The 12,879-nt window shown below is 57.2% G+C and carries 1 protein-coding gene; it reads left to right on the top strand.

Features of this window, described 5'->3' with window-relative positions; all coding sequences use genetic code 11:
* The first annotated feature begins 12 nt into the window (after positions 1-12).
* Entirely contained in the window at positions 13-12,852 is a 12,840-nt protein-coding gene (locus C7459_RS02500) for a non-ribosomal peptide synthetase (RefSeq protein ID WP_109686000.1), read from the top strand.
* Positions 12,853-12,879 lie beyond the last annotated feature (27 nt).

The following is a 12,879-nucleotide window of genomic DNA, read 5'->3' as shown; positions in this document are numbered from 1 at the left end:
AGGCATGTGTAGATGACGGACCAATTAAACTTTATTTGGCAAATGTTTGATCAGCAAGCGGAACGGACTCCTGACCAGGTGGCGGTCTCATTTGGCTCACAGCACGTGACCTACCGAGAAGTTGCTCAACGTGCGAACCAACTGGCGCACTTTCTGCGCGACAAACAAGTCGGGCGCAGTGAACCCGTAGCGATTCTGCTGGAGCGCAGCGTGGAGATGGTCGTCTCGCTGCTAGGGGTGCTCAAGGCTGGGGCGGCATTTGTCCCGCTCGATCCGAACTATCCACAGGATCGACTCTCCATGATTCTATCTGAAGTAGCTCCGAACTGGGTGATTACCCAAGATTCCTTCGAGGAGCAGATGCGCACACTTTTTTCAAATTCGCAGGTCTTGCTGACCCGTCAGTTTACCGAACTGCATATTTATCCGACATCCAGCCCAGAGCTCATCAACGAGCCGATGGATCTCAATTATGTCTTTTACACCTCTGGCTCTACTGGGCGACCAAAGGGGGTCATGGGTTGTCATAAGAGTCTGTCGCATTTTATTAGGTGGGAGATCGAAGAGTTTGGCATTGGGGCTGGGGATCGCGTAAGCCAGTTTGCCGCCCTGTCCTTCGACGCCTGCTTGCGTGATATTTTCGTCCCGCTCTGTGCAGGGGGCGTTGTCTGCCTCCCGTCGCAGGAGGTGTACCACGACCGCGAGTCGTTGGTGAATTGGATTGCGGGCGAGGAATTGACACTTGTGCATTGCGTGCCCAGCGTGTTCCGCCAAGTGCTGGCGGAGTTGCAAACGATGGAACGCGCCGAAGCTGCTGAAAAGTTTCCGAACTTGCGCCACATCCTGATGGCCGGGGAAGTGCTGGAAGTCAAACATGTGCGGCAATGGATGGACATCTTTGGCACGCGGATTCAGTTGGTGAACCTGTATGGTTCAACCGAGACCACGATGATCAAGATGTTCCACCGGATCGAGACGTTGCCTGCGATCGGCAAACCGATTCCGGTCGGGCGGGGGATGAAGGGGGCTGTCCCGCTCTTGCTCAATGATAAGCAAAAGCTCTGTGGGATCGGGCAAGTGGGCGAGATCTACATTCGAAGCCCCTTTTTATCGCTCGGATATTACAAGCGTCCGGAACTGACAGCGGAAGTATTTTTGCAAAACCCGCTTCAGGTTGCACAGCCAGACCGCGTCTACCGCACAGGTGACTTGGGCCGCTATCTGGCGGATGGGTCGGTCGAATACATCGGGCGCAAGGACAACCAAGTCAAAGTCCGCGGAATCCGCGTTGAGCTTGGGGAGATTGAAGCCGCGCTGACCGAGGCAGAGGGCATTCGAGAGTCGGTGGTCGTTGCACGCGTCGAGGAAGAGGGCGATTGTACGCTGATCGCGTACTTCACAGGGGATGAAGAACTCACGATTGAAGGGTTGCGCGCATCGCTGCAGCAGAAACTGCCGGATGTGATGATCCCCTCGCAATTCCACTGGTTGGCGGCCTTGCCGCTTTTGCCAAATGGCAAAGTCGACCGCAAAGGGTTGCAAGAGCTGGCCCTAGAAGCGAAGCCGCAGTTGGGCAACGTCTACGTCGCACCACAGACGGCAACGGAACACCTGCTGGCCGGCATCTGGGCGGATGTGTTGAAACTTGATCAAGTCGGGATTCGAGACAGCTTTTTCACGCTGGGCGGGCATTCGTTGTCGGCGATGCAAGTGCTTGCACGGATCAAGGAAACCAGCGGAGCACAGATCAAGATCAAAGACCTGTTCCAGTTCCTCACGATCGAGGAGTTGGCGCACTATCTCGACAGCGTGAGCCTCGACAGTCCAGGCGCTTCGACGAGGATTCAGCCGCGCCCGCAACAGGAGTCTTACGAACTTTCCCATGCGCAGAGCCGCATCTGGTTCCAACAACAACTCGATCCTCAAAATGCTTCCTATAATATGCCATACAGCGTGGTATTCACCGGCGACTTGAACGCACAGCTCCTTGAAAAAGCGTTGCGATGCGTAGTCGAACGTCAGGACTCCCTGCGCACGCTCTTTTTGGAACGAGACGGTGTACCGCGTCAGGTGGTGCTCGATGCGGTCGAGATGACGATTCCGCTACAAGACGTGAGCCACCTCGCGACAGAGGAACAGGTAGCGCTGACCCAACAGGTGATGGACGAGGATGCTCGCCAACCGTTCGATCTCGCCCAAGCACCGTTGATGCGCACGATGCTGTTCCGCCTCGGAGACTTGGAGCATCATTTTTATCTTAACACCCACCACATCATCTCTGATGGGTGGAGCACCCAGCTGTTGATCCGTGAGATCGCGGAATTCTACCATGCGCTCTCCCATGAACAGGATGCAGAACTGGAAGTGCCTGCGATCCGCTATGTCGATTATGCCGCTTGGCAAAATGAGCAGATCGCAGCAGGGGTGTTTGACGAAGCGGAGGCGTATTGGACCTCTCAACTCGCCAAGCCGTTGCCTGTGTTGAATTTGCCGCTCGATTTTGACCGTCCCGCCGTGATGACCGATTCCGGGGCTGTGTACAATTGGCAGCTGAACCCGACGCTGGTGGAGAGAGCGCGGAGCTTTGCCGAACAGGAAGGCACATCGCTGTATATGGCGTTGTTTGCCGTGTATCACCTCCTGTTGCATCGCTTGAGTGGGGACGAGGACATCATTGTCGGCACCCCGGTCGCCGGTCGGACCGAGCGGGAAGTAGAAGCGCTGCTCGGCGTGTTCATCAACACGGTGGCGATCCGCGTGCGTTTTGGCGAGGATGACACGTTCCGCCTCTTGCTGGAACAGGTGAAAGCACGCTGTCTCGAAGCGTTTGATCACCAACAGCTTCCCTTCGATCTCTTGGTGGAAAAAGTACAGCCGGAGCGCGACCCGAGCCGTCCGTCGCTGTTCTCCGCACAGTTCGTGTTCCCGAACGCTCCGTTCGGTCTGCACTTGCCCGGCTTGAACATGTCGGAGCCGAAAGTTCACCGCCAGTCCAGCAAGTTTGACCTCGCACTGAAAGTGCTGGAGAACGAAGCGGGCTTGAAGCTCCACCTCGAATACAACACCGATCTGTTGGTTGAGGAAACGGTGCGCAATATGGCACAGCAGTTTGAGCTCCTGCTTGCTACCGTGCTTGACAACACGGAGATCGGCTTGTACGAGCCCGATCTGTTGACTGAGCGCGACCGCGAGATTCTCGCGGGTATGAATGCGACGGAGCGCGACTACGATCTGAACTCTCTCGCGATGGAGAAGTTCAGCGAACGAGCGGACCTGCACCCGGAACGCATCGCGCTCCGCTATGAAGGACAGTCGATGACCTACGGGGAACTGCATCAGCGTTCGAACGCCCTCGCGCATGTTTTGCGGGAAAAAGGGGTCGGGCGCAATCACTTGGTCAGTCTCCTGATGGAACGCAGTCTGGAAACAATCGTCGGAATCTACGGCATTTTAAAAGCGGGTGGGGCGTACGTGCCCATCGACCCGGAATACCCGGAGTGGCGCATCCAATTCACGCTGGCCGACTCACAATCGCGCATCGTGCTCACCAAGGGTCGTTACCTGATGCATCTGGCAGATGTGCGCACCGAAGTGCCGTTGCTGGAGACGATCATTCTGTTGGACGACAGCCCTGCATCGGAGGAAGTGATGACGTGGCAAAACGTGGCCGCGTACCCCACCTCCACACCAGAGCGATTGAATGAAGCGAGCGACCTCGCGTACCTCATCTACACCTCTGGTTCGACTGGACAACCCAAAGGAACGATGATCTCCCACCGCGCGCTCAACAACATGTTGCACTGGTGGCAAGAGAAGCTGCCGATCGACGAGCAAGACTGTGTGGCACAGCGGGCCTCGGTCTGCTTTGACGCATCTGTCCCGGAACTGTTCTGGCCGTTGCATCACGGCGCGCGGATGGTGATCATCCCGACGGAAACCATCGTCGACGCCTACCGCCTGCGCGACACGTTGATCGCAGAGAGTGTGTCCTACATCAAATTCGTTCCGACCTTGTTCAACAGCTTCATGTATGGCTTGCAAAACATGGGGGCTGAACAAGCGCGGATTCCATCCTTGCGCTGGATTCTCAACGGCGGGGAAGCGCTGACCGCCAAGACGGTCAACCTCTGGTACGAACTGTTCGGACCAGGTGTCACCCTCGTCAACCAATACGGACCGACGGAAGCCACGGTCGACGTGACGATCTATAAAATGACAGGCCGTCAAGAACGCAACATCCCGATGGGCGATGTGATGCCGAACAACCAAGCGCACGTGCTGGATCGCCAAGGCAACCTCTGTCCGGTTGGCGTGATCGGGGAACTGCACCTCGCAGGTGTGCAACTGGCGGAAGGCTACCACAACAACTCGGAAAAAACGGCTGAGGTCTTCGTGCCGAATCATCTGCCGAACTCAGTCGGAGATCGTCTCTACCGCACGGGCGACCTCGTTCGCGTCCTGCGCGACGGGACGTTGGAATATGTCGGGCGCAAGGACAGCCAAGTCAAAGTGCGCGGGTTCCGCATCGAACTCGGCGAGATCGAGGAAGTGCTGATGCAGCACCCCGATGTGAACAGCGTCGGCGTGGTCGTGCTGGCGGGGCCTGATGACAGCAACTCCTTGGTTGCCTTTTTCACCTCCGGCAAGTCGAGTCTGGACATCGTCGAACTGAAAGCCTATCTCGGGGAAAAACTCCCGCCGTACATGGTGCCAGCGGTTCTTCAACAGATCGACCAGATGCCACAGACACCCAATGGCAAAGTGGATCGCAAAGTGCTGCTGCAACTGTCGACGGACGCGACGTTCGAAACGGACGCGGACGCTTTTGTCCAGCCGGTGACCCCGACAGAAGCGAAGTTAGCGGAGATCTGGAAGGAACTGCTCCGCAAGGAAGAAGTGGGCACGACCGACAACTTCTTCGAACTCGGCGGACACTCGCTGACGTTGATGCTCATGCACAGCCGCATCCGCAACACACTCGACATCGCGCTCGAACTCAAAGACCTGTTTGCCAATCCGACGGTCGCTGAATTGGCGGCACACGTCGATTCCTTGCTCAACCTTGGCAGTTCCCAAGAAATTGTCCGCATCGAACGCGCACCTGAGCAGGAGCATTACGAACTGTCGCACGCGCAAAAACGGTTGTGGTTCCTCCACAAGTTCGATCCGACCAGCACCGCGTACAACGTCTATTTCAATTTGGTGCTGAAGGGCGACATCCAGGTCGAGTTGTTCGAAGCAGCGTTGCAGGAGATCGTACGCCGCCATAGCGCTCTGCGCACGGTGTTGCGCGAAGTGGAGGGGCAACCGCGTCAATTCGTGCAGGAGAGCTCTCCGTTGCGACTGGTGTACGAAGATTGGACACCTCTCAGCACAGCGGAGCGACACCTCGCTCTGCGCGCAAAATTGCGCGAGACCGAGCAACAGCCATATGACCTCAGCAATGGGCCACTGTTACGCTGCATGCTCTACCGCATGGGCGAGCAGGAGTACCAATTCCTGCTCCAGATGCACCACATCATCACCGATGCATGGAGCCGGGACCTGTTGGGCAAGGAATTGCACCTCATCTACTCCGCATTGGTTGCTGGACGAGAACCGAATCTGGCGCCGGTCGAATTGCAGTACATCGACTACGCCGAATGGCAGGCCGCCCAAGCGGAGGGGGGCGTTTTTGAGCAGGAGCAACAGTACTGGTTGCACGAGCTGGCCAAGCCGTTGCCCGTGCTGGATTTGCCGACCGACTTCCCGCGCCCGGACGTGCAATCGCACCATGGCGGCATCGTGGTCGAAGTCCTGCCTCGTGAATTGGTCGAGCGGGTTCGACGCGTGACCCAGCAGAGCGATGTCTCGATGTTCATGTTCCTTTTTGCGGCCTACGTTCATCTCTTGAACCATCTGACTGGTCAGGATGATCTAATCGTGGGCGTCCCGATCGCCGGAAGAACGAATGAAGCGTTGGAAGGTACCCTTGGATTTTTTGTCAACACACTGGCAATTCGCGTGCGATTGGCAGGCATCATGACGCCGCACGAGTTGTTGCAAGAGATCAAGCGTCTGTCTGTAGAAGCGTTCCAGCACCAGTCGGTGCCGTTCGATCTCCTGTTGGAGCGCCTGAATCCAGAGCGCGACCTCAGCCGTTCGCCGATCTTCTCGACGATGTTCCAGTTGGAAATCGGTGAGGCTGCTGTGTTGCAGGGCGAGCATTTCACGCTTGAACTGGCTGACAATCCCTACGAGACGATGACGAGCAAATTCGACATGCAGCTGACGTTGTTGGAGTTTGAAGGGCAGGATTGCAACCTGTTCTTGCAATACAATACCGACCTGTTCCGCCACGAGACGGTGCAGAAGTTCACCGATCTGTTCCAGCAGGTGGTCGACGCATTCGCCACCGACCTGCAACAGCCGTTGCGTGAGCTTGCTTTGTTGACGGAAGGGGACAGCCAAGTTTACGAACGCCTGAATGACACGGCTGTCGATTACGACCTTGATGCGCTGTTGTTAGATGCGTTCGTGGAGCAGGTCCAAGCGAACCCCGACCGGGTCGCGCTGTCTGATCAGGGTCGTACAATGACCTATCGCGAACTACACGAGCGTTCCAACCAACTGGCGCACTACCTGCGCGCCCAAGGTGTTCAGCGAAACCAACTGATCGCGATCATGATGGAACGCAGCATCGAGTTGATCGTCGGCTTGTATGGGATCGTAAAAGCGGGTGCAGCGTATGTGCCGATCGACCCGGAATACCCGGCGCAACGGATTCAATACATGATCGAAGATTCTGGGGCAAACGTGCTGTTGACCAAGCAAGGATATCAGGAACAAGCTATGGTTCCCCTCCAAACCGTGCTCTTGTTGGACGAATGCTGGGAGACCATGGAGGAGCTTTCCACCCAACTGACCACGCTCCCAGAGATCGTCAACGAGTCGACAGACCTCGCCTATATGATCTACACCTCGGGTTCGACCGGGCAACCGAAGGGCGTTTTGATCCAGCATCGAGCGATACTTAACCGTTTGCACTGGCACCAAGACACGTTCCAACTGACACCGGAAGATGTGGTGATCCAGCGCACGACCAACTGCTTCGACGACTCGATCATCGAACTGTTCTGGCCGTTGCGCCACGGGGCGATGATGTCGATCATGGCACAGGATGTCGTGCTTGATCCGCAACGCCTGATTCAGCAAGTGGTACGCGAGAAAGCGACCTACATGCAATTCGTCCCGTCGCTGTTGGCGGTGGTCGTTTCGGCCTTGCAAGAGATCCCGCAGGACGAACGTCCGCAATTGCGCACGATCATCGTCAGCGGGGAAGCGTTGCCCTCGAAGTTGGTCGAACAATGGTTCGCGCTCTACCCGACGGGTACCAAGCTCGCCAACCTCTACGGCCCGACCGAAGCTTCGGTCGACGTATCTGGCGCGATCTACGAAGCTCCACAAAGCGTGATCACAATTGGGGTACCTATCGCCAACACCAAACTGTACGTTCTGAACGCACGTGGTCAGCTCTGTCCGGTCAACGTGAAGGGCGAGCTCTATGTCGGAGGCGTGCAACTCGCGCTCGGTTACCACAACAAGCCGGAGAAAACGGCAGAATCGTTCGTCCAACATCCGTTGCTGGGCGCTCCAGGTGAGCGTTTGTATCGCACAGGTGACATGGTTCGCCTGCTGTCCACCGGCAACATCGAATACCTTGGGCGCGTTGACAACCAAGTCAAAATTCGCGGTTTCCGCATCGAGCTCGGCGAGATCGAGGAAGCCCTGACCCAGTGCCCGAATGTGGACATGGCGGCCGTGATCGTCCACCAAGGCCCAGACGGCAACAAGGCTCTTTTTGGCTACTATACGGCAACTTCCGTAGACATCGAAACCTCCGCAATCAAAGACCATCTGCGTTCCAAGCTCGCCGACTACATGGTGCCGCCGCGCCTCGTGCGACTGGAGACGATGCCGCTCACTCCCAACGGCAAAGTGGATCGCAACATCTTGGAGCAATTCGCTGCCCAAGACTCGTTTGAAGTCGTGGTGGAGTATATGGCACCCTCCAACTCCACGGAGGAGACTCTCGCGGGCATCTGGTCGGACGTGTTGAAACGCGATCAAGTCGGAATCCAAGACAACTTCTTCGACCTTGGAGGACACTCGCTGCTGGCGATCCAACTCCTCAACCGTATCCGCAACGAACTGAACGCGGCTGTCGAGTTGAAGGAACTCTTTTCAAACCCGACGATCGCTCAACTGGCGGAGCGCATTCACTCCAAACAGATAGCGACGGCGTTGGTGATCCCGAGAGCTGCTGACCAACCGCACCATGTGCTCTCCAACGCGCAAAAACGCCTTTGGTTCACTCACAAAATGAACCCGGAGAGCCGCAGCTACCATGTTCCGCTGGAGATCGGAATCCTGCAGGAATTGGATGCCAAGCTGTTTGAAAAAGCGTTCGCTCTGCTCGTGCAACGCCATGATGCGCTCCGAACTGTCTTCGTCGAGATCGACGGGGAACCGCGCCAAAAAATCATGCCGAATAGCCCAGTCCGCCTGTTCTACAAAGACCTCAGTGGACTCACCGAAGACGAACAAACCACCTACATCAGAGAAACCATCGCCCTCAGCGAGAGCAAACCGTTCGATCTCGCGACTGGCCCCTTGATGCGCACGATGCTGTTCAAGCGAGGGGAACGGGCGTATCACTTCTACCTCAATTTGCACCACATTATCACCGACGGATGGAGCAACGAACTGCTCGCTCGCGAACACGGGGCGCTATACGAAGCCTTGGTTGCTGGAGAGGAGCCGCCAGTTGCTGAGTTGCCGTTGCGATACATCGACTACGCAGAATGGCAGGAACAAGAGCGCGTGAAAGGTCGTTGGCAGGAGGACGAGTCCTATTGGCTGACCACCCTCGCCAAGCCGTTGCCTGTGCTGGAGTTGCCGACCGACTTCCCGCGTCCAGAGGTTCGCACCGACAGCGGAGCTGCCGTCTGGATGACGATTCCGGCACAGCTCACCGCCGAACTGCGAGCGCGGGCTTGCGCAGAGGATGTCTCGCTGTACTTGCTGTTGCTGGCAGGTTATGTGCTGTTCCTGCACCAACAGACTCACCAACAGGACCTCATCATCGGCACCCCTGTTGCCGGACGGACAGCAGAATCGCTGGAGAGCATCGTCGGTTTCTTCGTCAATACCCTGGCGCTGCGCACTTCTCTGGACGGTGTCGAGACTCTGCGCGACTTGGTGAAGGTGGTCAAGGAGCAATTCCTGAACGCCTATCAGCACCAAGCGTATCCGTTTGACCTCTTGATTGAAAAAGTGAATCCTGAGCGCGACCTGAGCCGTTCACCGATCTTCTCGACGATGTTCACGTATCGCCAGTTCCTTGAAGCGTTGTCGCCGATCTACCAACCGCTTGTGCCCCAAGGGCATGAGGTCAGCAAGTTCGACCTGACCGTCAATGTCAGCGAAGCGGAGGACGAGTTGCGGGTACGTTTTGAATACAACACCGATCTGTTCCGCCAAGCAACGATTGAGCAATTTGCCACGCGCTTGCAACAAGCGTTGCAGACGCTGGCGACGCAACCGACAGCACAACTGAACGCGTTGCAAGAATCAGTCACGCAGGTCTCTGCACAAGAGCGGGCCCACCTTTTGCAAGGTCTGAACCCAGAGCCGAAGTTGTATCTGGCAGACGAAACGTTGCAGCAGCGCTTCGAGCAACAGGCGGCGCAAACGCCTGCATCCCTCGCGGTCACGTGCAACGGTGAGTCGTGGACCTACGCAGAACTGAATGCCCGCGCCAACCGCATCGCCCACCTGCTCAGGGAAAAAGGCGTGCAGGAGAGCACGCCGGTCGTTCTCGTGCTGGAGCGTTCCTTGGACATGATCGCCGCAATCCTTGGCGTGGTCAAAGCGGGCGGGTACTACATCCCGGTCGACCCAGACTACCCGGGAGATCGCATTGCCTACATTCTGGAGGACACCGCCGCCCAGCACTTGATCTACCAAGCCGAGCAACCGACAGCTCTGCAATCGTACAGCGGTTGCACGATCGCACTCGATCAGGATCAAGCGGTCTTAGAATCGATGCCCGACAGCAACCCAGCGTCGCTGATCACGGCAGACAGTCTGATCTACGCGATCTTCACCTCGGGTTCCACGGGTAAGCCGAAGGGCGTGTTGCTCACCCACCGCAACGTTGGGCGCTTGATGGATGCCACGCACCCGCACTTTGGTTTCGACAGCGAGGACGTCTGGACGATGTTCCATTCGTACTGCTTCGACTTCTCGGTATGGGAGATGTACGGGGCGCTCTTGTACGGTGGACGACTGGTAATCGTGCCGAAAATTCTGGCTCCGTCGACCCGTGAATTCTACGAGCTGCTCTGTCAGGAGCGCGTCACAGTGCTCAACCAAACCCCGTCCGCGTTCTATCGCTTGATCGACGTCGATGCCAAACACAGGGAGGGGCGATTGGGTCAACACCTGCGCTATGTGATCTTCGGTGGTGAGGCGCTGAACTTCACGCAGCTACGCCCGTTCCTCGAACGCTACCCAGCAGCTCCGCAACTGGTGAATATGTACGGGATCACGGAAACCACCGTGCATGCCACCTACCGCCCGATTGAGCGCGCAGACCTGAACAGCGCGTGGAAGGGCAGCCCGATCGGCGTACCACTGGACGATCTGAAGTTCTATCTGCTCGATGAGACACAACAGTTGGTGCCGCCGGGCACACCGGGTGAAATCTACATCGGCGGCCCAGGATTGGCTACCCGATACCTGAACAACCCGGAAAAAACGGCTGAGGTCTTCCTCGAAGCTCCACTCCCGGAACTCGTGGGTCAGCGCTTGTATAAAACCGGCGACCTCGCCCGTCTCAACGAGAATGGTGAATTGGAATATCTGGGTCGTGTGGACCACCAAGTCAAGATTCGGGGCTTCCGCATCGAACTTGGCGAGGTCGAGAACGCCTTCATCCGTCATGACGAGATCAGCAATGTACTTGTCGTCGCCAGCCCTGACGCAGACGGGGAGATGCAATTGGTCGCCTACCTTGAAACGGACGCGGAACTGCCCGCGAAGGAATGGCGACGCTACGTCCGCCAAACTTTGCCGGAGTACATGGTACCGACCCGCTTGATCCCGGTTTCAGAGTTCCCGATGACGCCAAACGGCAAGATCGACCGCAAAGCCTTGCAAGCGTTGGGCGAGCAAAAACCGCCGCAACCGCAAGCGGCGGCGGTGACGATGCCAGTCACCCAGCTACAGGAGGAACTCCTCGCGATCTGGCGGGACGTCCTGCAACATGATGATTTCGGCATCGAGGACAATTTCTTCGACGTCGGCGGCCATTCGTTCGCGCTGGCGAAAGTCCAAAACGCCATGCAGGAGAAACTCGGGATCAAAGTCCCGCTCACCGACCTGTTCAAGTATCCGACGATCCAATCCTTGGCGGAAGGGGTAGCGCCTGCCACCGACAACCTGCGTGAAACTGCCCCCGTGCAAGTCAAGCAACAGCAGCGTCACGAAGGCAAGGAAGCGGTGGCGATCATCGGCATCGCGCTTCGCTTCCCAGAAGCCAGCACCCCGTATGAATTCTGGCAGAACTTGAAAAACGGGCGTGAGTCTGTGCGAGAGTTCCCGCTAGAAGAAGTGATGGATACCCCGTTCAACCAAGACCCAGAAGTGCGAGCTCGTCTCGTGCGAGTGGCGGGTTTGCTCGATAACATCGACAAGTTCGACGCTGACTTTTTTGGGATTTCGGAGAAGGAAGCGCGCCTGATGAATCCTCAGCATCGCCTGTTCCTCGAATGCGCGTGGGAGGCGATTGAAGATGGCGGCTACAACGTCGAGAGCATGAATCGCAAAGTCAGCGTCTATGGCGGTTGTGGCGGCTATGAATACCTGTCACGCGGCATGGCGGGAACTGGAATTCCCAACCTGACCCGCTCGGAGTTGTTCCAAGGCATGCTGGCCTCGCAGCCGAAGTTTTTGACGACCCGCGTCTCGTACAAATTGAACTTGACCGGGGAGAGCATGTTCCTCGACACCGCCTGCTCAACCTCGTTGGTTGCGGTGCACATGGCGTGTGAGAGCCTCTTGAATGGCAAGTCTGACTTTGCGCTTGCAGGCGGCGCTTCGATCACATTGCCTCAGAAACAGGGCTACCTCTATGAACCGGGCTTCGTGCATTCCGAAGACGGTCATTGCCGAGCGTTCGATGCCAGCTCCACCGGTACGACGAACGGCAGCGGCGTAGGCGTCGTGTTCCTGAAGCGCCTCTCCGACGCGCAACGAGACGGTGACCCGATCTACGCCGTGATCAAGGGATCGGCGGTCAACAACGATGGCAACATCAAGATCGGATACACCGCTCCAAGCCAGGCGGGTCAAGCCGATGTCATCGCTTTGGCTCAGGCGGCGGCTGGTGTCCAACCGGAGGACATCTCCTACATCGAAGCACACGGTACAGGCACGATCCTTGGGGATCCGATCGAGGTCGCTGCACTGACCGAAGTATTTCGCAAGCAAACCGACCGCCGCCAATTCTGCGCGCTCGGGTCGTTAAAAACCAACGTTGGGCATCTCGATGCCGCCGCTGGTGTCGCCGGCTTGATCAAAACCGCACTGGCGCTCAAAAACCGCGAATTGCCGCCGAGCCTGAACTTTGAAGTGCCGAACCCAGCCTTGAAGCTAGAGGAGAGCCCGTTCTATGTCATTACGGAGCACCAACCGTGGAACACCGAGAACACCGTACGCCGCGCAGGTGTCAGTGCCTTCGGGATCGGTGGGACGAACGCACACGTGATCTTGGAGGAAGCACCGTCAGATGAACAGGAAACGAACTAATTTTTCAGAGGAAAGAGGGGCTTCCTT

The sequence above is a fragment of the Tumebacillus permanentifrigoris genome, assembly GCF_003148565.1.
Lineage (GTDB): Bacteria > Bacillota > Bacilli > Tumebacillales > Tumebacillaceae > Tumebacillus > Tumebacillus permanentifrigoris.
This window is presented reverse-complemented; position numbering and strand designations above follow the sequence as displayed.

Excerpts from the sequence above, each read along its gene's own strand:
- C7459_RS02500 (WP_109686000.1), top strand. The coding sequence starts at position 13 with ATGACGGACCAATTAAACTTTATTTGGCAAATGTTTGATCAGCAAGCG.